Origin of the sequence: Pseudomonas sp. AM4(2022) (genome assembly GCF_036346515.1) — a bacterium.
Classification (GTDB): Bacteria; Pseudomonadota; Gammaproteobacteria; order Pseudomonadales; family Pseudomonadaceae; genus Aquipseudomonas; species Aquipseudomonas paracarnis.
The window spans coordinates 292,269-313,242 of sequence record NZ_JAOTNW010000003.1; the positions used below are offsets into that span (position 1 = coordinate 292,269).

General features: G+C 61.3%; 17 protein-coding genes. 8 read left to right on the forward strand and 9 right to left on the reverse strand.

Annotated elements, in window-relative coordinates:
• Positions 1-46 precede the first annotated feature (46 nt).
• Positions 47-280 (forward strand): hypothetical protein, encoded by a 234-nt coding sequence (locus ODQ19_RS06120; protein ID WP_010212068.1) that lies wholly within the window; start codon positions 47-49, stop codon positions 278-280.
• A 47-nt stretch (positions 281-327) separates the two neighbouring features.
• Here the strand turns inward: ODQ19_RS06120 and sulA are convergent, their stop codons facing one another.
• Positions 328-801, reverse strand: coding sequence for an SOS-induced cell division inhibitor SulA (gene sulA / locus ODQ19_RS06125; protein WP_005786162.1), 474 nt, complete (start codon positions 799-801; stop codon positions 328-330).
• A gap of 10 nt (positions 802-811) precedes the next feature.
• Positions 812-1,420 carry a transcriptional repressor LexA gene (gene lexA, locus ODQ19_RS06130; protein WP_003172575.1) on the reverse strand — a complete coding sequence of 203 codons (609 nt, stop codon included), beginning with the start codon at positions 1,418-1,420 and terminating at the stop codon, positions 812-814.
• Between the two features lie 263 nt (positions 1,421-1,683).
• On the opposite strand from lexA, the gene ODQ19_RS06135 reads away from it, so the two are divergent.
• A complete protein-coding gene (locus tag ODQ19_RS06135; protein ID WP_116665110.1) occupies positions 1,684-2,391 on the forward strand; it encodes a TetR/AcrR family transcriptional regulator in 708 nt (235 codons plus the stop codon).
• Between the two features lie 135 nt (positions 2,392-2,526).
• Positions 2,527-3,537, forward strand: a complete 1,011-nt coding sequence (gene nagZ / locus ODQ19_RS06140) for a beta-N-acetylhexosaminidase (RefSeq protein ID WP_003189663.1) — start codon at positions 2,527-2,529, stop codon at positions 3,535-3,537.
• A 101-nt stretch (positions 3,538-3,638) separates the two neighbouring features.
• Here nagZ and ODQ19_RS06145 read toward each other — a convergent pair whose 3' ends face one another.
• The 3 genes from ODQ19_RS06145 to mfd are packed head-to-tail and all read right to left on the reverse strand — an operon-like array spanning position 3,639 to position 10,365.
• Positions 3,639-6,329: a DEAD/DEAH box helicase gene (locus ODQ19_RS06145; protein ID WP_116665109.1), complete on the reverse strand. Its 2,691-nt coding sequence runs from the start codon at positions 6,327-6,329 to the stop codon at positions 3,639-3,641.
• 9 nt (positions 6,330-6,338) lie between these two features.
• Positions 6,339-6,905, reverse strand: a complete 567-nt coding sequence (locus ODQ19_RS06150; RefSeq protein ID WP_330209572.1) for a CsiV family protein — start codon at positions 6,903-6,905, stop codon at positions 6,339-6,341.
• A gap of 10 nt (positions 6,906-6,915) precedes the next feature.
• Positions 6,916-10,365, reverse strand: a complete 3,450-nt coding sequence (mfd, locus tag ODQ19_RS06155; RefSeq protein WP_116665108.1) for a transcription-repair coupling factor — start codon at positions 10,363-10,365, stop codon at positions 6,916-6,918.
• A 339-nt stretch (positions 10,366-10,704) separates the two neighbouring features.
• On the opposite strand from mfd, the gene ODQ19_RS06160 reads away from it, so the two are divergent.
• Complete coding sequence (locus tag ODQ19_RS06160) at positions 10,705-12,168, forward strand: glyceraldehyde-3-phosphate dehydrogenase (RefSeq protein WP_057710853.1); 1,464 nt, start codon at positions 10,705-10,707, stop codon at positions 12,166-12,168.
• Between the two features lie 446 nt (positions 12,169-12,614).
• The gene (gene sthA / locus ODQ19_RS06165) at positions 12,615-14,009 is read left to right on the forward strand and encodes a Si-specific NAD(P)(+) transhydrogenase (RefSeq protein ID WP_005786183.1); all 1,395 of its coding nucleotides are present in this window, start codon (positions 12,615-12,617) and stop codon (positions 14,007-14,009) included.
• Between the two features lie 42 nt (positions 14,010-14,051).
• Here sthA and ODQ19_RS06170 read toward each other — a convergent pair whose 3' ends face one another.
• Together ODQ19_RS06170 and ODQ19_RS06175 are read right to left on the reverse strand one after the other, a co-directional pair.
• The gene (locus tag ODQ19_RS06170; protein ID WP_116665107.1) at positions 14,052-14,774 is read right to left on the reverse strand and encodes a glycerophosphodiester phosphodiesterase; all 723 of its coding nucleotides are present in this window, start codon (positions 14,772-14,774) and stop codon (positions 14,052-14,054) included.
• Between the two features lie 44 nt (positions 14,775-14,818).
• Complete coding sequence (locus tag ODQ19_RS06175; protein ID WP_330209573.1) at positions 14,819-15,397, reverse strand: PilZ domain-containing protein; 579 nt, start codon at positions 15,395-15,397, stop codon at positions 14,819-14,821.
• 94 nt (positions 15,398-15,491) lie between these two features.
• On the opposite strand from ODQ19_RS06175, the gene ODQ19_RS06180 reads away from it, so the two are divergent.
• Genes ODQ19_RS06180 through ODQ19_RS06190 form a run of 3 tightly spaced genes read left to right on the forward strand, consistent with a single transcriptional unit; the run spans position 15,492 to position 18,738 of the window.
• Positions 15,492-16,742, forward strand: coding sequence for a lipoprotein-releasing ABC transporter permease subunit (locus ODQ19_RS06180; protein WP_014717520.1), 1,251 nt, complete (start codon positions 15,492-15,494; stop codon positions 16,740-16,742).
• A gap of 7 nt (positions 16,743-16,749) precedes the next feature.
• Positions 16,750-17,433 carry a lipoprotein-releasing ABC transporter ATP-binding protein LolD gene (gene lolD, locus ODQ19_RS06185; protein ID WP_019818240.1) on the forward strand — a complete coding sequence of 228 codons (684 nt, stop codon included), beginning with the start codon at positions 16,750-16,752 and terminating at the stop codon, positions 17,431-17,433.
• 60 nt (positions 17,434-17,493) lie between these two features.
• Positions 17,494-18,738, forward strand: coding sequence for a lipoprotein-releasing ABC transporter permease subunit (locus tag ODQ19_RS06190; RefSeq protein WP_014717521.1), 1,245 nt, complete (start codon positions 17,494-17,496; stop codon positions 18,736-18,738).
• Positions 18,739-18,853: 115 nt separating this feature from the next.
• On the opposite strand, the gene ODQ19_RS06195 is transcribed toward ODQ19_RS06190, so the two are convergent.
• Both ODQ19_RS06195 and ODQ19_RS06200 read right to left on the reverse strand, forming a co-directional pair.
• Positions 18,854-20,200, reverse strand: a complete 1,347-nt coding sequence (locus tag ODQ19_RS06195; protein WP_330209574.1) for a heavy metal sensor histidine kinase — start codon at positions 20,198-20,200, stop codon at positions 18,854-18,856.
• Positions 20,197-20,877 carry a heavy metal response regulator transcription factor gene (locus tag ODQ19_RS06200; protein WP_116665103.1) on the reverse strand — a complete coding sequence of 227 codons (681 nt, stop codon included), beginning with the start codon at positions 20,875-20,877 and terminating at the stop codon, positions 20,197-20,199. The genes ODQ19_RS06195 and ODQ19_RS06200 overlap by 4 nt, the downstream gene beginning before the upstream one ends.
• Between the last annotated feature and the right edge of the window lie 97 nt (positions 20,878-20,974).

Here is a 20,974-nt window from a genome sequence, read left to right on the forward strand (position 1 = left end):
TGGATGACTGATATAATCCCAGGCCTTTCGTGGAGAACAGACTTTTATGCCAACGTCCTTTCTGGAAATTGTTGAACTGCCTGACGGCCGAATCGAACTGCGCCGGGCTGAGGACGAGGGTTCTCTGGTTATTCTGGATTTCTCCGAAGACGCCAAGGTTTTCCTGCAAGGCCAGCACGTCGAAGTGGCTAAAGCCATGTTGAGCGTGGGCGTGCAGATGGCAGGTCGCCTTGCCGAAGGCGAGCCGGAGAAAGAAGACGGGCCGCGCGTTCTTCACTGAGTCTTATGTGACGGATGCTTCTGTAAGGCGCCCATCCTCAGGGCTTATTACCCCAATCGAATATTCAAACTCTGTGCATCACCCGTGCGCGCAGCACTGATCAGTTGCTGCTTGGCGCTGGCATTCAGCGGGTTCAACCAGCTCACCACCGTATGGCTGCGGCCCAGGCGCAAGGCTTCGCAGGTTAGCTGCTGGGCACTTTGCGCGCCGCGTGGTTGCAGTAACAGGATACGCTCGCGGTTGAGCCCGGCGTCCCGCAGCCAGGCCTGGGTAAGGCTGGCGGGTGGGGCGATCAGTGTCAGCCAGCGGGCGTCCTGATCTTCGCTTAATTCGCGCAGGATAGGTGCCAGCAGGTTCAGGCAGCTCTCAGCCGCACCGCGCAACGACAATTCACTGAACGCCTCAGGTTCGCCGCCCCAAGGGGCTTCGACCGTTTCCTTGAGGATTGGCGCAAGGGGTTGGGCCATGAAGGCCTCGAACAGCGACAGTTGTGTGTGTTGTGGGGTGTGCACGAGCTGCATGATGCCTCCTTTAGCGGCGAATGACGCCGACACTCAAGCCTTCGATCACTAGGTCCTGGTCTTTCAGGTTGACTTCGATCGGGGCAAACTCAGGGTTTTCGGCCAGGAGCCAGACCTTGCTGCCTTCGCGCTTGAAGCGTTTGACCGTGACCTCGTCGCCGATACGGGCAACGACGATCTGGCCATTGCGGGCTTCGCGGGTTGTATGGACGGCCAGCAGGTCGCCGTCAAAGATGCCCACGTCCTTCATGCTCATGCCGTGCACACGCAACAGGTAGTCGGCACGAGGGTGGAAGAAGGTCGGGTTGATGTTGCAGGACTCCTCGACGTGCTGCTGCGCCAGGATCGGCGCACCTGCGGCGACGCGACCGATGATCGGCAATGTCGACTCGTCGGCCTTGGCTTCGAAGCCAGGGATACGAATACCCCTCGAAGCACCCGGGGTCATCTCGATCGCACCTTTGCGAGCGAGGGCCTTGAGGTGTTCCTCGGCGGCGTTCGGGGACTTGAACCCCAGCTCCAGGGCAATCTCCGCTCGGGTAGGCGGGTAACCATTGTCATCAAGGCAGCGCTTGATAAAAGCCAGAATCTCAGCTTGGCGTGGCGTCAGTTTTAGCATGTTGATCGCTCTGTCTTTTTATACAGTGACTGGGATTATATACAGTGAACTGCGCTTGGCAATCATCCTTTTTGGTGGCTCCGCTGGACGGTCATCCGTCAGCCGTCCTACAGAGCAGAAGCGGCGCTGCCTACAGAGCTGCAAGGATGTGATTAAATAGCGATGAATCAGATGACTGACCAGCCGCAAAGCGGACCCGCAGGCTTGACAAGACACACTCTGAAACGTATGTTTCAAACAAGTGTTTGTCAGGCGGAGTAGCCATGGCCCAGTCGGAAACCGTTGAACGCATTCTCGATGCTGCCGAGCAATTGTTCGCGGAAAAAGGATTTGCTGAAACTTCATTGCGGCTGATCACCAGCAAGGCTGGGGTCAACCTGGCCGCCGTGAATTACCACTTCGGCTCGAAAAAGGCCCTGATCCAGGCAGTCTTCTCACGCTTTCTGGGCCCGTTCTGCGCAAGCCTCGACCGTGAGCTGGAACGCCGCCAGGCCAAGGCCGATCACAAGCCCAGCCTGGAAGAACTGCTGGAAATTCTGGTGGAGCAAGCATTGGTCGTGCAGCCTCGCAGCGGCAACGACCTGTCGATCTTCATGCGCCTGCTGGGCCTGGCATTCAGCCAGAGCCAAGGTCACTTGCGCCGTTACCTGGAAGACATGTACGGCAAGGTGTTCCGCCGCTATATGCTGCTGGTCAACGAAGCGGCCCCGCGTATTCCACCTATCGAGTTGTTCTGGCGCGTGCATTTCATGCTCGGTGCCGCAGCTTTCAGCATGTCGGGTATCAAGGCGTTGCGGGCAATTGCCGAGACCGATTTCGGTGTGAATACTTCCATCGAGCAAGTCATGCGCCTGATGGTGCCCTTCCTCGCCGCTGGCATGCGCGCCGAAACCGGGGTCACCGACCCGGCCATGGCTGCCGCCCAGTTGCGCCCACGCAGCAAAACCGTCCCGGTCGCCGCCAAGGTTTGATCGCCGCGGGTGGGCGCGGCCGCTTGCATCCGCTAAGCTAGCCGTCATGCCGATTTCAGCTATTTATTCGCAACCCGTCGTCCTTGCCGTGCCTGGCAGGGACGACGGGTTGTGTGCGTTATATAAGGAAGGTTTATGACTGCTGCCCTGCAAGGTTCTTTGATGGTCGACGTCGCCGGTACCTGGCTCACGGCCGAGGATCGCCATCTGTTGCGCCAACCGGAAGTGGGCGGCCTGATCATTTTTGCGCGCAATATCGAGCACCCGCGCCAGGTTCGCGAGTTGAGCGCCGCGATTCGTGCAGTGCGCCCGGACCTGCTGCTGGCCGTGGACCAGGAAGGCGGCCGCGTACAGCGTCTGCGTCAAGGCTTCGTGCGCCTGCCGGCCATGCGTGCGCTGGCGGATAACCCCAACGCTGAATACCTGGCTGAGCAGTGCGGCTGGATCATGGCCACCGAGGTGCTGGCGGTGGGCCTGGACCTGAGTTTTGCCCCAGTGCTGGACCTCGACTACCAACGCAGCGCCGTGGTCGGCACCCGTGCTTTCGAAGGCGACCCCGAGCGCGCTGCCGTGCTCGCGGGTGCATTTATCCGCGGCATGAACAGCGCCGGCATGGCCGCCACCGGCAAGCACTTCCCTGGCCATGGTTGGGCCGAGGCCGATTCCCACGTCGCCATTCCCAATGACGAGCGCAGCCTGGAACAGATTCGCGCCAACGACCTGGTGCCTTTCGCACGCCTGAGTAAGCAATTGGCCGCCGTGATGCCGGCGCACGTCATTTACCCGCAGGTCGATGCCCAGCCTGCTGGTTTTTCGCGTCGCTGGTTGCAGGACATACTGCGCGGTGAGTTGCAGTTCGACGGGGTGATCTTCAGCGATGACCTGTCCATGGCGGGCGCCCATGTGGTCGGCGATGCGGCCAGTCGGATCGAAGCGGCGTTGACCGCCGGTTGTGACATGGGCTTGGTGTGCAATGACCGTGCGGCGGCCGAGCTGGCGCTGAGTGCAGCACAGCGGATGAAGGTCACGCCATCGGCGCGGATAGCGCGTATGCGTGGGCAGGCGGTTGCCTCGACGGACTATAAGCAGGACCCGCGTTGGCTGACAGCGCTTACTGCGTTGCGTGATGCGCAGTTGATCGGCTGAAGACCGAAGCGCGGCCATCGCAGGCAAGCCAGCTCCCACATTTTGATTTGTGAATACATTCAGGTGTGGGAGCGGGTTTGCTCGCGAAGGCGGCCGAACAGTCAGCGCTTCTCTTGCTTGTTGGGTAACGGCGCAAACAACGCTTCAATCTCCTCATTGCCCAACTGCCAATCCCCCGTGGTTCGCCCATCCAGCACGCCCGCCGCCAGATCGGACTTCTCCTTCTGCAAGTGCTGGATTTTCTCCTCCACCGTGCCCCGGGCAATCATCTTGTACACGAACACCGGCTTTTCCTGCCCGATGCGGTACGCACGGTCGGTGGCCTGGTTTTCCGTGGCCGGGTTCCACCAGGGGTCATAGTGGATAACCGTGTCGGCTTCGGTCAGGTTCAGGCCCACGCCACCGGCCTTCAGGCTGATCAAAAAGATCTGCAGCTTGCCGCTCTGAAAGTCCTTCACCGGTGTACGTCGATCGCGGGTCTGGCCGGTCAGCAGGGCGTAGGCAATGCCGCGTTTTTTCAGTTCGGCCTCGATCAGGCTCAGCATCGAGGTGAACTGTGAGAACAGCAGAATCCGGCGACCTTCGGCAAACAGCTCGTCGAGCATGTCCATCAGGCTGTCGAGCTTGCCCGAGCTGCTGCCACGGGCGGGCAGGGTTGCGTCGTTGACCAGGCGCAGGTCGCAGCACACCTGGCGCAGTTTGAGCAGGGCTTCGAGGATGATGATCTGGCTGCGGGCCACGCCCTTGCGGGTGATCTCGTCGCGGACCTTTTTATCCATGGCCAGGCGCATGGTTTCGTACACGTCGCGCTGGGCCTCGTTGAGGTCGACCCAGTGGATAATTTCGGTCTTGGGTGGCAGTTCGGTTGCCACTTGTTCCTTGGTGCGACGTAGCAGAAAGGGTTTGATCCGACCGTTGAGGTGCTGCAATCGCACCTCGCTGGCACGCTTTTCAATCGGCACGCGGTAATCACGGTTGAAGCTCTTCACATCGCCCAGCCAACCCGGCAACAGGAAGTGGAACAGCGACCACAGCTCGCCCAAGTGGTTTTCCAGAGGCGTGCCGCTCAGGCACAGGCGCTGGCGGGCATTCAGCTCGCGTGCGGCCTGGGCCGCCTTGCTGGACGGGTTCTTGATGTACTGCGCTTCATCCAGGATCAAGACGTGCAAGGGCAGGGCGGCGAGCTGTTCGATGTCCTTGGGCAGCAGGGCGTAGGTGGTCAGCAGCAGGTCGTAGTCATTCAGGTTAGCGAAATGTTTCTTACGCCCCGCGCCATAAAGTGCCTGCACCCGCAGTTGCGGGGTGAAGTGCGCGGCTTCATCCAGCCAGTTGGGGATCAGGCTGGTAGGCATCACGACCATGCACGGCCGGTCAAGGCGCCCCGCGATTTTTTCGCTGAGGATGTGCGCCAGGGTTTGCAAGGTTTTGCCCAGGCCCATGTCATCCGCAAGTATCCCACCCACCTCCAGTTGGCGCAGCGACTGCATCCAGCTCAAACCTTCCAGCTGATAGGGGCGCAAGGTCGCATTCAGGCCTTCGGGCGCCACGCAGGTGAAATCCTTGATATCGCGCAGGCGCTGGGCGAAGTTGCGGATCTTCTCGCCGCCTTCCCATTGCAGTGGCAGGTCTTCCAGCGGGTTGAGGCGAATCGCGTCGGCCTTGGCCAGGCGCAGCGCGGTGGTGCCGGCTTCCTGCAGGTAAAACTCGCCGAGGGTCGCCAGTACCGGCTTCAAGCGGCCGTAGGGCAGCGCCACTTGCAGCGGGCCGTGGCCGTTGGGCAGGCCGGGAATGTTCACCAGGATCAGCTCTTCATCGCGGCGCCGCGCCAGTTTCTCCGGGTTGAGAATCTCGGTATGAGAGCGCATCAGGTTCAGCAGGATCGGCAGCAGGCTCAAGCGTTCGCCGTTGACGATAATGCCCAGCTCCAGGTCGAACCAATCGCGTTCCGGTCCGTCATCGACCGTGGCATACCAGTCATCGACGGGGCTCAGGTCAAAGCCGAAGTCTTCATCGATCTGCAGCTCCCAGCCTTCGGCGCGCAAGGTTGGCGACACATTGAGGGTGAAGTTCAGCCAGGCGCTGTCATTGACCATCTCGAACAGCTCGCCGGCACTTTCCGGCAGGGCCTTGCTCTGGCGCGTGGCGATCTTGAAGCCAAGCAGGCGCAGGTGTTCGCGATAGGCCTGCTCTTGCTCGGGATGGCGCTTGATCCGCAGGCTTTGTGTCTCCTGGCGCACAATGATGTCGGCATTTTTTTGCCCGCTGACATAGTTGCCCAGGTAGTTGAACGACAACGCCGCACGGTGCTGGATATAGCGCTGCATCTTGCCGTTGCGCGGTTCGAACGCGCTGAACTCCACGCTGGCCAGCCACAGGCGTGGCACCGGTTGCACGTCGTCCATCACCACCTGCGGCAGGACCACGCGGTTATCGAGCACCGCCTGGAGCTTTTCCAGCAGTTGCGCATCCTGAGCTGCTGCCGGGTAGGCCAGGGTTTCCTGGACCTTGAGCAGCACCGCCGCGATGTGTTTGCAGTTGGTGTGCACCGGGCACGTGCAGCGGCTGTCCACCAGGATCAGCAGGCCCTTGGCCGATTCGCGCAGTGAGATGGTCTGGCGGTAAACGTTGCCGCCCGAGCCTTCGCAACTGGCGGTGATGGTGCTGTCGCCGCACTCGACGATGCGCACGCGGTTCTCCAGGGCGTAGCGTCGCCCGCGCTCGAGGCTTTGCTCTTTAAAGCGGTTGGCCCACGAAGGGGCCAGGGGTTTGGTCAACGACGACGTCAGGGGCATGGCGCGCAATCAGTCCTGAAGGTCGGGCGGTGGTGCGCTGGGTGGCTTGGCGGTCAGCGAGGTGATCTTGATCAGCAGCGCCAGGTGGCCGCCGTCCAGGTAGTTGAGCTGGTTGTTCTTGGTGCGCACGTCTTTCTGGCTCAAGTGTTCGCTGGCGATCACGCTGCCGTTGCCGTCGAACTGATTGATCCAGAAATCCGCGTCGATATCGGTAAAGCGCCCCAGTTGCAGGCTCAACACCCCTTCGATAGGGAACTGGCCGAATTGCTCCTGGCCGTCGGTGATCGCCACTTTCACCGCTTGCTCGCCCAGGTTCTGTTCCCAGGCCTTGTGGGCCAGTACCGTGTAGTTGGCGTCGGCGCGCAGCTTGTCGACGATATTGCCCAGGCGCGGCGGGCTCATCCGCTCACCCAGGCGCGGGGCTTCGGCATCCCAGTTTTCCGGGGCGGCGCGGCTGCTGATCACCGGTTCTGCATTCTGGCGCACCAGGATCATTTCCACCTGATACAGGCTGTCGGCAAAGGCCGAAGGTGCGAGTACCACCAACAACAGGCTCAAAATGCGGAACACGCGCATGGGGGCGTCCTTAAACGGATTTCGGAATGAGGCGTTCAAACAGCGCCTCCAAGGTGTTGAAGCGTTCTTCGGCACGTTCCATCGGCACCATGAACTTGAACAGCGTAGCCCCTTCGAACTTGTAGCGGTTGGGCTGGCCCTGGATCAGCTTGATCAGCACCAACGGGTCGACCGGCGTCTGCGCTTCGAATTCGATACGCCCGCCTTGCGGCCCGGCGTCGACTTTCTTGATGCCCAACTGCTCGGCCTGCAACTTGAGTAGGGTCAGGCGCACCAGGTTCTTGGTCGGTTCCGGCAGCAGGCCGAAACGGTCGATCATCTCTACCTGCAAGTCCTTGAGGCCTTCTTCGTCGGCCGCCGAGGCAATGCGCTTGTACAGGATCAACCGTGCATGCACATCCGGCAGGTAGTCTTCGGGAATCAACGCCGGCAAGCGCAGGTTGATCTCCGGGCCGCCGCCCAAGGGTTGGTCGAGGTTCGGTTGTTCGCCTTTGCGGATGGCTTTTACCGCGCGTTCGAGCATCTCCATATACAGCGTGAAACCCACCGCCTGGATCTGCCCGCTCTGGCCGTCGCCGAGCAACTCACCGGCACCACGGATTTCCAGGTCATTGGTGGCCAATACAAAGCCGGCCCCGAGGTCCTGGGTATTGGCGATCGCTTCCAGGCGTTTTTCCGCATCGGAAGTGATCTGCTGGCGCGGTGGTGTCAGCAGGTAGGCATAGGCCTGGTGGTGACTGCGCCCGACGCGACCGCGCAATTGGTGCAGCTGCGCCAGGCCGAACTTGTCGGCACGCTCGATGATGATGGTGTTGGCGCTCGGCACGTCGATGCCGGTCTCGATGATGGTCGAGGCAATCAGCACGTTGAAGCGCTTGTGGTAGAAGTCGCTCATCACTTGTTCGAGTTCACGCTCGCGCATCTGCCCATGGCCGATAGCGATGCGGGCCTCCGGCACCAGTTCGGCGAGGTCGGCGGCGCATTTCTCGATGGTCTTTACGTCGTTGTGCAGGTAATACACCTGGCCGCCGCGCAGCAGTTCGCGCAGCAGGGCTTCCTTGACCGTGCTCTTGTTCTGCTCCATCACGAAGGTGCGCACCGACAAACGACGCGCCGGTGGCGTGGCGATGATCGACAGGTCGCGCATGCCCGACACCGCCATGTTCAGCGTGCGCGGAATTGGCGTGGCGGTGAGGGTGAGGATGTCGACTTCACTGCGCAGGGCCTTGAGCTGTTCTTTCTGGCGCACACCGAAGCGGTGTTCTTCGTCGATGATCACCAAGCCCAGGTTCTTGATCTTCACATCGTCCGACAGCAACTTGTGGGTGCCGATCACGATATCGATCTTGCCTTCGGCCAGATCAGCGACAGCGGCATTCACTTCCTTGGCGGACTTGAAGCGGCTCATCACCTCCACGCTCACCGGCCAGTCGGCAAAGCGGTCGCGGAAACTGTTGTAGTGCTGCTGGGCGAGCAGGGTGGTCGGCACCAGGATCGCCACCTGGCGACCGCCGTGTACCGCAATAAAGGCTGCACGCATGGCCACTTCGGTTTTGCCGAAGCCCACGTCGCCACACACCAGGCGGTCCATCGGCTTGGGCGCGAGCATGTCGGCGCGCACCGCTTCGATGGTGGTTTGCTGGTCGGGGGTTTCTTCGAAGGCAAAGCCGGCGCTGAAAGTGGCGTAGTCGGCTTTCGGGTCGGCGAACGCGTAACCTTCGCGGGCGGCGCGGCGCGCATAGATGTCGAGCAGTTCGGCGGCCACGTCGCGCACCTGTTCGGCAGCCTTGCGCTTGGCTTTCTGCCAGGTCTCGGAGCCCAGGCGGTGCAGCGGTGCCAGGGCGTCGTCGCTGCCGGTGTAGCGGGCGATCAGGTGCAGGCTGGCCACCGGCACGTAGAGCTTGGCGCCCTCCGCGTATTCCATGGTGAGGAATTCGGCGGCCTGGTTGTCGATCTCCAGGGTCTGCAAGCCCAGGTAGCGACCGACGCCGTGGTCGATATGCACCACCGGCGCGCCTTCGCGCAGCTCGGTGAGGTTCTTGATCACCGCGTCGTTGTTGGCATCGGCGCGTTTTTCCCGGCGTCGGCGCTGCATCACACGCTGGCCGAACAGCGGGCTTTCGGCGATCAAGGCCAGCGCCGGGTCATCCAGCCGCAGCCCTTCGTCCAGCGGCGCAATGGTGATCGCCAGGCGCTCTTTGCTGGCGACAAAGTCTGGCCAGCTGTCGACGGTTTTTGGCCGCAGCTTCAGGCGCTCCAACAGCTCCAGCAGCACTTCGCGACGCCCGGCGGATTCGGCGGTAAACAGCACGCGGCCCGGGAAGTCACCGAGGAAGTTCGACAGCGCCTCCAGCGGTTGCGTGGCTTTGGCCTGGATCGCCAAATCGGGCAACGCGCTCGCCGGGAAACGCTCGCGGCCACTGCCGGCGTCCACGTCCTGCTGGCTGGCGACCACACGCGGCCAGTTTTTCAGGCGCGCGAAGCAGTCTTCAACCGGCAGGAACAGTTCAGCGGGCGGCAATAAAGGCCGGGATGGATCGACGCGGCGTTCTTCATAGCGGTTGCGCACGTCGTTCCAGAAGTTTTCCGCCGCCTGTTCGATACCCGGCAGCGAGAACACCTGGGTGTCCTGGGGCAGGTAGTCGAAGAGGGTGGAGGTTTCGTCGAAGAACAACGGCAGGTAGTACTCGATACCGGCGGGCGTGATGCCGCTGCTCAAGTCCTGGAAAATCGGGCAACGACGGAAATCCACGTCGAAGCGTTCGCGAAAGCGCGCCTTGAAGCGCGTGACCGCGTCTTTTTGCAGCGGGAACTCACGCGCCGGCAGCAGCTTGATCGAGTCGACCTTGTCGATGGAGCGCTGGTTCTCCGGATCGAAGGTGCGCAGCGTCTCGATCTCGTCATCGAACAGGTCGATGCGGTACGGCAACTTGCTGCCCATCGGGAACAGGTCGATCAAGGCGCCGCGCACCGCGAACTCACCGTGCTCGTACACCGTGTCGACGCAGCGGTAGCCGCTGGCTTCCAGGCGCGTGCGCATCTGCTCGACGTCGAGCTTCTGGCCCACGTCCAGCACCAGGCTGCTGCCGAGCAGGAACTTGGTCGGTGCCAGGCGGTGCAGGGCGGTGGTGATCGGCACCACCAGCACGCCGTGGGCCAGTTCCGGCAAGCGGTACAGGCTGGCGATGCGCTGGGAGATGATGTCCTGGTGCGGCGAGAACAGGTCGTAGGGCAGGGTTTCCCAGTCGGGAAAATGCAGTACCGGCAAATCCGGGGCGAAGAAGCTCAGCTCCTGCTCCAACCGTTCGGCACTTTGGCTGTCGGCGGTGAGCAGCAGGGTAAAGCGCTTGGCTGCGCTGGCAGCCTCGGCAATGGCCAGGCTCAGGGCGGCACCGGGCAGGTTGCCCCAGTGCTGTTTACCTGCCGCGGCAGGGAGTAGCGGTAGACGCAGAACGGGCACGGAAGGTTGAGCTCCAAGCGTTGCGACAAAGTCGGTAATTGTAACGGCCCCAGGTGCCGCCTGTCAGTTGCTGACTGTGCCATTACGGTTTGTAGGAAATGTAGTGGCTAAGACAAACAATGGCGGGTTTTGACTCAATATGTAGTGCCAAAATGCGCGAATGTTTAGGAGTGTTACGGACAAGTCGGCCTGCTCGGTAAACTAGTGGCCTTCTGGAACCCGCGTGTTTCCTGGGCTGTAGCGCGGTGGTATTTTTTTGCAAGGGCTTTTTGTTGCCCTTCGCGCATTGCTCAACGCTCAGTCGGGCGACATAATGTAGCCCCTTTTTTCTGCCCCTACATGTGGAAGGTTCCCGTGACTCAGAAGCCCGACCAGTGTCTTGGTGAATGGATCGACCGTGAAGCACTCGCTGAAGCGATGATTCCGCTTATCGGTCAGCTGTACCGCAATAACAATGTGGTGAGCTCGATCTATGGCCGCAGCCTGATCAACCAGTCTGTCATCGCGATTCTCAAAGCCCACCGCTTTGCGCGCCATCGCTCCGCCGACGACAGCGAACTCTCCGTCCACGAAACATTCCCACTGCTCAAAGCCATGAGCGAGCTCAAGCTCGGCGCGGCTTCGGTAGACCTGGGCAAGTTGGCCTACAAATTCCGCAAGGAAGGCGCTGGCCGCACCGCCGAGCAGTTCGTGCGTGAAGAAATGGCCGATGTGGTTGGCCAGCAAAACGCTGCTGCCCGTAAAGGCACCGACGTGGTGTTGTACGGCTTTGGCCGTATCGGCCGCCTGCTGGCGCGCATCCTGATCGAAAAAACCGGTGGCGGCGACGGCCTGCGCCTGCGTGCCATCGTGGTGCGCAAAGGCGCCGAGAACGATCTGACCAAGCGCGCCAGCCTGCTGCGTCGCGACTCGGTACACGGCTCGTTCAATGGCACCATCACCATTGACGAAGAAAACAACACCATCACCGCCAACGGTAACCTGATCCAGGTGATCTACGCGAAGAACCCCACTGAGGTGGATTACACCCAGTACGGCATCCAGAACGCCCTGCTGGTGGACAACACCGGCGTATGGCGCGATGCCGAGGGCCTGGGCCAGCACCTGGCTTGCCCGGGTGTCGACCGCGTTGTGCTGACCGCGCCTGGCAAGGGCAAGCTCAAGAACATCGTGCACGGCATCAACCACGCTGAAATCACTGCTGACGACAAGATCGTGTCCGCCGCGTCCTGCACCACCAACGCCATCGTGCCGGTGCTCAAGGCCGTGAACGACAAGTTCGGCATCATCAACGGCCACGTTGAAACCGTTCACTCGTACACCAACGACCAGAACCTGATCGACAACTTCCACAAAGGCGATCGCCGTGGCCGTAGCGCCGCGTTGAACATGGTGATCACCGAGACCGGTGCCGCCACCGCTGCTGCCAAGGCTCTGCCTGAGCTGGCTGGCAAGCTGACCGGTAACGCGATCCGTGTACCGACGCCGAACGTGTCGATGGCCATTCTCAACCTCAACCTTGAGAAAGCCGCCACCCGCGAAGAGATGAACGAGTACCTGCGCTACATGGCGCTGCACTCCGACCTGCATAAGCAGATCGACTTCGTCAATTCTCAGGAAGTGGTCTCCACCGACTTCGTTGGCTCGCGCCACGCCGGTGTGGTGGACGCCGAAGCGACCATCACCCAGGACAACCGTGTTGTGCTTTACGTGTGGTACGACAACGAGTTCGGCTACAGCTGCCAGGTGGTTCGCGTGATGGAAGACATGGCTGGGGTCAACCCGCCTGCGTTTCCGCGCTAAGCCTTTGCGCTGAATGAAGAAGCCCCGACTGGTTCGGGGCTTTTTTTATGGCTCTTGGTTCTATGTTGCCTGGGAAGGCCTCATCGCAGGCAAGCCAGCTCCCACAGAGGGAATGCATTCCAAATGTGGGAGCGGGCTTGCTCGCGAAGGCGGTGGCACAGCCAGCGCTTTGCTAAAGGGGCAACGCCATCAATGGATGCCGCATAATGGCCCGTGTTCAGGTAATTCAATTTCGGCAGCGCCGGGGTTTAGCGATATTCTGCGCCCTGTAGTAAAGGCAACACTGGCCTACGACGCGACCAAGGGTTAATGTTCGCGGCGCTCGGCCTTCTATAGACTGTGCCCCGGTTCACACACTTGAGCCAAATTGTCCTTCATGCTCGCTGGCCGCGGCATGATTTAGCCCGGCGTCCAACCGTACGCCTGGCCTGTTCTGAGGAGTACGCATGGCTGTCTACAACTATGACGTGGTGGTACTGGGTTCCGGCCCAGCTGGAGAAGGTGCGGCGATGAACGCTGCCAAAGCAGGGCGCAAGGTGGCGATGGTCGATAGCCGTCGCCAGGTCGGCGGTAACTGCACCCACCTGGGTACCATCCCGTCCAAGGCGTTGCGTCACTCGGTACGGCAGATCATGCAGTTCAATACCAACCCGATGTTCCGGGCCATTGGTGAGCCGCGCTGGTTCTCGTTCCCGGACGTACTGAAAAGCGCTGAAAAAGTCATTTCCAAGCAAGTCGCCTCGCGTACCGGCTACTACGCCCGTAACCGCGTCGACCTGTTCTTCGGCACCGGCAGTTTTGCCGACGAGCAAACCGTCGAAGTGGTCTGCGCCAATGGCGTGGTCGAGAAACTGGTGGCCAAGCACATCATCATCGCCACCGGTTCGCGCCCGTATCGCCCGGCGGACATCGACTTCCACCACCCGCGTATCTACGATAGCGACACCATCCTCAGCCTGGGCCACACCCCGCGCAAACTGATCATCTACGGCGCCGGCGTGATCGGCTGTGAATACGCCTCGATCTTCAGTGGCCTGGGTGTATTGGTGGAACTGGTGGACAACCGTGACCAGTTGCTCAGCTTCCTCGACTCGGAAATCTCCCAGGCGTTGAGCTACCACTTCAGCAACAACAACATCACCGTGCGCCACAACGAAGAGTACGAGCGGGTCGAAGGCCTGGACAACGGTGTGATCCTGCACCTCAAGTCCGGCAAGAAGATCAAGGCCGACGCCTTGCTGTGGTGCAATGGCCGTACCGGCAACACCGACAAGCTGGGTATGGAAAATATCGGGGTCAAGGTCAACAGCCGTGGCCAGATCGAGGTGGACGAGAACTACCGCACCTGCGTAACCAATATCTACGGTGCCGGTGACGTGATCGGCTGGCCGAGCCTGGCCAGCGCTGCCCATGACCAGGGCCGCTCGGCCGCTGGCAGCATTGTCGACAATGGCAGCTGGCGCTACGTGAACGACGTGCCGACCGGGATCTACACGATTCCCGAGATCAGTTCCATCGGCAAGAACGAACACGAACTGACCAAGGCCAAGGTGCCTTACGAAGTGGGCAAGGCGTTCTTCAAGAGCATGGCGCGTGCGCAGATTGCCGGTGAGCCGCAAGGCATGCTGAAAATCCTGTTCCACCGCGAAACCCTGGAAGTACTCGGCGTGCATTGCTTCGGCTACCAGGCGTCGGAGATCGTGCACATCGGCCAGGCGATCATGAACCAGCCGGGTGAGCAAAATACTCTCAAGTATTTCGTCAACACCACCTTCAACTACCCGACCATGGCCGAAGCCTATCGGGTAGCGGCCTACGACGGCCTCAACCGGCTTTTTTGAGCGGCTCCGGCCGGTGGCCTGAGCCGGCCGGGGAGACCGATTTCAGTAATTCTCGAGGGTGGCAGTGGCCAAACCGGGAAAGTCTGTAATCAGGCTATCTACGCCGAAGTCGGCGAGCCTGCGCATCAGCGCAGGTTCGTTGACTGTCCACACGGACACATGCAAACCCTGGCGCTGGGCTTTTTCCAGCCGCTCGGGGGTGCACAGCGTCCAATTCAATGCCAAGTACTCACAGCCGTAGTTCTGCGCGACCTTCAGCGGGTCGAGCCAGGCGTATTCGGCGACCAGGCCGCGTGACAGGTCCGGGGTGAGTTCCACGGCGGCCTTGAGCACTTCCCGCGAGCTTGACGTGACCGTGACCTTGTCCATCAAGCCAAAGCGCACGGCCATTTCGCGAATCGCCAGCACAGTGGTGGCGGCGCGGGTACGCGAGGCGCTTTTGACTTCCAGTTGCCAGTGATCGAAGTCGCACTTTTCGAACAGCTCCTCCAGGCGTGGAATCGGGCAGGGGCTTACCCAGCCTGGACCGCCTTTGCGCGCGTCCATCTTCACCAGGTCAGCCGCCGAATACTCGACGACCTTGCCGCGCCGGTCGGCGGTGCGCTTGAGGGTCGGGTCGTGGATGACCATCAACTCGCCGTCCATGGACAGGTGCAAGTCCAGCTCGCAGCGGCGTACGCCGTGCTTGAGGCATTCCTGAAAACTGGTCAGGGTATTTTCCGGTGCTTCGCCTTTGGCACCGCGGTGGCCGTAAATCAGGGTCACAGTTGCTCCTTTGCGCCAGGATGGCTGGCGTCGTGAATGCGTATTCAGAGGTCTTCGCTTTGTTCTCGCGCCAGGCGGCGTTCCTGGGCCTGTTTCTGCAGGATATAGCGCGCCAGCAGTTGGCGTTGGGCATCGGTCATGGACTCGAACTCCGTGCCCACATCAAAACCGTCGCCCTTGGGGTCGGAATGGGTCACCCGCGCGCGCAGCAACAAGCCGAGCGCCTGGGGCATCAGCACCAGCTTGACCGCCAGATGGGTATCGGGGGCCAGCAGTGTCGGGTGCTGGAAGTCGATGCCGCCCTCGGAGAGGATCACCGGTTGCGGCGCACCCACCTCGTTCAGCAAACCGCGGGCCATCACCTGGCTGAGCAGATCCAGGCGTTTGTTCTGCACTTTGAGGAAGGCCGCCAGGCTGCGGTCTTTCTCGTTGATCTGGCGCAGCAGGTGCTGAGCTTCGAATTCGCTCAGGTGCAGTTCGCTGAGCAAATTGAACAGCGGCGAATCATCCAGCAACACTTCCTTGCTCGCCGCGTCGGGGCCAGACAGGGGTTTGATTTGAAGTGCGATCATGTCGTCGATACGGTAGTATTCGCGGCGCTCTTCTTCATCTAATGTCGACATGGCGAACCCCAGGTTACGGTAATGGTCTGAGTGTAAAGCTGCTGACCAGACCCCGCCACCGGGACGTCTTCTTTTCCTCCGAACAAGCCCCGACATGTTCAGACCTCTCTTCGTATTTATCGGCACGCGTTATACCCGTGCAAAGCGTCGCAATCATTTTGTGTCGTTCATTTCCTTGACCTCGATGATCGGTCTCGCCCTGGGCGTGGTCGTGATGATCGTGGTGCTGTCGGTGATGAACGGCTTCGATCATGAGATGCGCACCCGCGTGCTGGGCATGGTGCCCCACGCGACCATTGAAGGCGATGCGCCGATCAATGATTGGCAAAGCCTGGCCGCCAAGGTCCAGCAGAACCCCAAGGTGGTAGCGGTAGCGCCGTTTACCCAGATGCAGGGGTTGCTGACCAACGACGGCAAGGTGCAGAAGATCCTGCTCAATGGCATCGACCCGGCCCAGGAGCGCAACGTCTCGATCATCGACAAGTTCATGCTGCAAGGTAAGCTCGACGCGTTGGCGCCCGGCAGCTTCGGCATCGTCATCGGTGACAAGGCCGCAGCCAAGCTGGGCGTGGGGGTTGGCGACAAGCTGACCTTCGTTGCGCCGGAAGTCACCGTGACCCCGGCCGGCATGTTCCCGCGTATGAAGCGCTTTACCGTGGTGGGCACCTTCCACGTCGGCGCTGGCGAGATCGACGGTTACATCGGCCTGACCAACCTCACCGACCTGGCCCGCCTGCATCGCTGGCAGCCCGACCAGGTGCAGGGCCTGCGCCTGAAATTCAACGACTTGTTCGATGCGCCGCGCGGCGCCTGGGAAATTGCCCAGCACCTGGGTGAGACCGAGTACTACGCTCGCGACTGGACCCGCACCCACGGCAACCTGTACCAGGCCATCCGTATGGAAAAAGCCATGATCGGCCTGCTGTTGCTGCTGATCGTCGCCGTGGCGGCCTTCAACATCATCTCCACGCTGGTGATGGTGGTGAATGACAAGAAGGGCGACATCGCCATCCTGCGTACCCTGGGCGCCACGCCGGGGCAGATCATGGCGATCTTCATGGTGCAAGGCACGGTGATCGGCGTGGTCGGCACCTTGATCGGCACGGCGGTAGGCATTCTGGCCGCGCTGAACGTCAGCGCCGCCATCGCCCTGCTTGAAAAAGTGATCGGCCACAAGTTTCTCAACGCCGACGTCTACTTCATCGATTACTTGCCGTCCCAGGTGCAAACCCAGGACGTGCTGATGGTGGGTGGCGCTGCGTTGGTCCTGAGCTTCCTTGCCACCCTGTATCCAGCCTGGCGCGCGGCACGTACCCAGCCAGCACAGGCATTACGTTATGAGTGAATCGGGCATGAGTGAAAAAGCAATCCTGAGCTGCCGCAACCTGGGCAAATCCTACGAGGAAGGCCCGGAATCGGTGGTGGTGCTGTCCAACCTGCAGCTTGAACTGCACCCTGGCGAGCGCGTGGCGATCGTCGGCAGTTCCGGTTCCGGCAAAAGTACCTTGCTCAACCTGCTGGGCGGCCTCGATACGCCGTCCCAGGGCAGCGTATGGCTGGCCGGTGAAGAACTGTCGGCCTTGAATGAAAAGGCCCGCGGCCAATTGCGTAACCGTTCGTTGGGCTTTGTGTACCAGTTCCACCACTTGCTGCCGGAATTCACCGCCCTGGAAAACGTGTGCATGCCGCTGTTGATCGGCAAGACCGCGATTCCTGAAGCGCGCCAGCGTGCCACGGCGTTGCTTGAGCGCGTCGGCCTGGGCCATCGCCTGGAGCACAAGCCAGCGGAGTTGTCCGGTGGTGAGCGCCAGCGCGTGGCGATTGCCCGTGCCCTGGTGAACAACCCGGGCCTGGTGATGCTCGACGAGCCGACCGGCAACCTCGACTCCCACACCGCCCAGGGCATCAAGGACTTGATGCTGGAGCTGAGCACTCAGATGCGCACCGCGTTCCTGGTGGTGACCCATGACATGAGCATGGCCCGGCAGATGGACCGCGTACTGCATTTGCAGGAAGGTCATCTGGTCGCTATCTGACCTGTTGCAAGCCCGGTTTTTTGAGGCCGGGCTTTTTCATTTTTCCAACGGTGCCCGCGAATGTTCAGACCGTTATCGATTTTTATCGGCACGCGCTATACCCGCGCCAAGCGCCGCAACCGTTTTGTCTCGTTTATCTCGATGACCTCGATGATCGGCCTCGCCCTGGGCGTACTGGCGATGATCGTGGTGCTTTCGGTAATGAACGGCTTTCAGCGTGAAATGAGCTCGCGCATCCTCGGCATGGTGCCCCACGCCACCATCGTCGGCGTAAAGCCGATTGATGATTGGCAGCCGGTGGCCGCCGCCGCGATGAAGAATCCGCAAGTCACCGCCGCTGTGCCCTTCACCCAGATGGATGGCATGTTTTCCTATAAGGGCGCGATGCAGCCCATCGAGATCAGCGGCGTCGACCCGGCCCAGGAAGGCAAGGTGTCGATCGTGGCCCAGCACATCGTGCGCGGCAAACTCGACGACCTCAAACCCGGCGAGTTCGGTGTGGTGGTCGGTGATATCACTGCACGGCGTTTTCGCCTGAACGTGGGCGACAAACTGACCCTGATCGTGCCGGAACTCAGCAGCGCGCCGGGCGGCATCACCCCGCGCATGCAGCGCCTGAACGTGGTGGGCATCTTCAAGGTCGGCGCCGAGCTGGATGGCTCCATGGCCCTGATCCACATGGCCGACGCGGCAGAAATTCAGCATTGGCAGCCCAACCAGGTGCAAAGCGTGCGCCTGGCGGTGAAGGACCTGTATGCAGCGCCCAAAGTCTCGGCAGATATCGCCGCCAGCCTGGGTGCGGCCTACAAGCCGGACGACTGGACCCACACCCAGGGCAGCCTGTTCAGCGCGATGAAAATGGAAAAGACCATGATCGGCCTGCTGTTGCTGATGATCGTCGCCGTGGCCGCGTTCAACATCATCGCTACCTTGATTATGGTGGTGAACGACAAGGGCGCGGACATCGCCATCCTGCGCACCATCGGCGCCACGCCTCGGCAGATCATGGCGATCTTCATGGTGCAGGGTACTGTGATTGGCGTGGTCGGCACCTTGATCGGCGGCGTGCTGGGGGTGATTGCGGCGCTGAACGTGAGTGAACTGGTGGGCTGGCTGGAGCGGGTGAGCGGGCAGCATATCTTCAGTTCAGACGTGTACTTCGTTAGTAATCTGCCTTCGGAGCTGCAAGGTGGGGATGTGTTACTGATTTGCTCGGCGGGGTTTGTGCTGAGCTTCCTGGCGACGATTTACCCGGCGTATCGGGCGGCGAAGATTGAGCCGGCGCATGCGCTGAGGTATTCGTAACCTTTAAGACCGCTTTCGCGAGCAAGCCCGCTCCCACATTTGTCCGCGCACATCCTTTGGAATGCGGTTAAATGTGGGAGCGGGCTTGCTCGCGAAGAGGCCGGCCCAGCTTGCATCAATCTCCCTTGGGCAACTCAATCACAAACCTTGTCCAGCCCGGCTGCGACTCACAATAAATCCTGCCGCCGTGCGCCCGCACAATCGACTGGGTAATCGCCAACCCCAGCCCGGCATGTTCACTGCTGCCTGCGCGCCTCGACGGGTCGGCTCGGTAGAAACGGTCAAACAGCCGCGGCAATAGCGGCGCAGGAATACCTTCCCCGCTGTTCTCAACCGTCAGTGTCACGTCGCTCTCGATCCGTACCCGCACTTCACCGCCTGGTGGGGTAAAGCGCAGCGCGTTATCCAGCAAGTTCGACAGGGCCCGGCGCAACATGCCGCGATCGCCCATGGTATGGGCGCTGCCTTCGCGCACCAGCGTGACCTGTGCGTCTTCGGCCAGCAGGGTAAAAAATTCCAACAGTGCGTCGACCTCATCGCCCAGGTCCAGGGATTCACGGGTGGGCATCAGCAAGCCGTGGTCGGCTTTGGCCAGGTAAAGCATGTCGTTGACCAGTTGCGCCATCCATTGCAGCTCTTCCAGGTTGCTGTGCAGCGCCTCGCGGTAGTCCTCCAGCGGGCGCGGTTGGGTGAGGATGACTTGGGTCTGGGTCAGCAGGTTGGACAGCGGTGTGCGCAGTTCGTGGGCGATATCCGCGCTGAAGGCGGACAGGCGCTGGAACGCGTCGTCCAGGCGGGCCAGCATGGCGTTGACGGCCTGGGCCAGTTCCGCGAGCTCCACCGGCATTTGTTCTTGGGGTAAGCGTTGCGTGAGGGAGTGGGCGGAGACGCTGGCGGCCACTTCGCCCATGCGCCGCAGCGGTCGCAAGCCACTGCGTGCAGCCCAGGCGCCTAGCAAGGCAGTGGCTAGGGCCGAGAGGCCGACGGTCAGCCAGATCAAGCGTTGCATGCGTTGCAGAAAGTGCTGATGGTGGGTGATGTCGAGGATCAGCGTCAGCTGTGGCGAATCCAGTTGGCTGGGCGTCAAGGGTGCGATGAATACGCGGTAGTCGGTGCCTGCGTATTGCAGGCTGTGCAGGCCGGGCGCTTGGGGCAGGGGAAGGTATGGCGCACCGTCCAGCCAACGCTCACCGGCCGCGCTGATGCGCAAGGTGAGGTCGGGCTGGTGATCGAGTTCGGCGCGCAGTTGAGGGGTTCGCTGGGCGAGGTCTGCCGGTGAGGCGACACCCTGCAAGGTGCTGCGCAGGGCCACCAGTTTGCTTTCGAGCTGTTGCTGGTCCAGCTCCATGAAATGCGCCTCGCTGGCCCGGTTGAACAGCACCCCGGCGATCAACGAGACCACCGCCGTGCAGGCGGCAAACAGCAGCGCCAGGCGGCTGGTCAGGGACAGGCGCTTGATCACGTGAACCGTTCCTCCAGCACGTAACCCATGCCGCGCACGGTGTGGATCAGTTTGTTGGGGAAATTGTCGTCGACTTTCAGGCGCAGGCGGCGAATGGCGACTTCGATGATGTTGGTGTCGCTGTCGAAATTCATGTCCCACACCTGGGAGGCGATCAGCGTCTTGGGCAGCACCTCACCCTGGCGGCGTAGCAGCAGCTCCAGCAGGGCGAACTCCTTGGCGGTGAGGTCGATGCGCTGGCCGCTGCGCTCGACGCGGCGGCGGATCAAGTCCAGGCTCAGGTCGGCCAGTTGCAGCGTGGTGTCCTGCGGCGTGCTGCTGCCACGGCGCAACAAGGTGCGCACCCGCGCCAGCAGTTCGGAAAAGGCGAAGGGTTTGACCAGGTAATCGTCGGCGCCCAGCTCCAGGCCATGTACTCGGTCTTCTACGGCATCGCGAGCGGTGAGGAACAGCACCGGGATGTCCAGGCCGGCACTGCGCACCGCCTGCAGGATTTGCCAGCCATCGCGGCCGGGCAGCATCACATCGAGGATCAACAAGTCATAGTCGCCCGTCAGCGCCAAGTGCTGGCCACTGGTACCGTCGGCCACCAGCTCGGTGGTAAAGCCCGCCTCGGCCAGGCCCTGGCGCAGGTAATGACCGGTTTTGGGTTGGTCTTCGACGATCAGCAGTTTCATATCGGGCTCTTATATAGGTGCTATGTAGGAGCGAGCTTGCTCGCGAAAAACGTCAACGATAACGCGGGCTGTCTGGCTTAACGTGTTGTGCTTAAGC

Bases quoted from the DNA above. Each gene is read 5' to 3' on its own strand.
- ODQ19_RS06120 (WP_010212068.1), top strand. From the start codon at position 47: ATGCCAACGTCCTTTCTGGAAATTGTTGAACTGCCTGACGGCCGAATC.
- sulA (WP_005786162.1), bottom strand. From the start codon at position 801: ATGCAGCTCGTGCACACCCCACAACACACACAACTGTCGCTGTTCGAG.
- lexA (WP_003172575.1), bottom strand. From the start codon at position 1,420: ATGCTAAAACTGACGCCACGCCAAGCTGAGATTCTGGCTTTTATCAAG.
- ODQ19_RS06135 (WP_116665110.1), top strand. From the start codon at position 1,684: ATGGCCCAGTCGGAAACCGTTGAACGCATTCTCGATGCTGCCGAGCAA.
- nagZ (WP_003189663.1), top strand. From the start codon at position 2,527: ATGACTGCTGCCCTGCAAGGTTCTTTGATGGTCGACGTCGCCGGTACC.
- ODQ19_RS06145 (WP_116665109.1), bottom strand. From the start codon at position 6,329: ATGCCCCTGACGTCGTCGTTGACCAAACCCCTGGCCCCTTCGTGGGCC.
- ODQ19_RS06150 (WP_330209572.1), bottom strand. From the start codon at position 6,905: ATGCGCGTGTTCCGCATTTTGAGCCTGTTGTTGGTGGTACTCGCACCT.
- ODQ19_RS06160 (WP_057710853.1), top strand. From the start codon at position 10,705: ATGTGGAAGGTTCCCGTGACTCAGAAGCCCGACCAGTGTCTTGGTGAA.
- sthA (WP_005786183.1), top strand. From the start codon at position 12,615: ATGGCTGTCTACAACTATGACGTGGTGGTACTGGGTTCCGGCCCAGCT.
- ODQ19_RS06175 (WP_330209573.1), bottom strand. From the start codon at position 15,397: ATGTCGACATTAGATGAAGAAGAGCGCCGCGAATACTACCGTATCGAC.
- ODQ19_RS06180 (WP_014717520.1), top strand. From the start codon at position 15,492: ATGTTCAGACCTCTCTTCGTATTTATCGGCACGCGTTATACCCGTGCA.
- lolD (WP_019818240.1), top strand. From the start codon at position 16,750: ATGAGTGAAAAAGCAATCCTGAGCTGCCGCAACCTGGGCAAATCCTAC.
- ODQ19_RS06190 (WP_014717521.1), top strand. From the start codon at position 17,494: ATGTTCAGACCGTTATCGATTTTTATCGGCACGCGCTATACCCGCGCC.
- ODQ19_RS06200 (WP_116665103.1), bottom strand. From the start codon at position 20,877: ATGAAACTGCTGATCGTCGAAGACCAACCCAAAACCGGTCATTACCTG.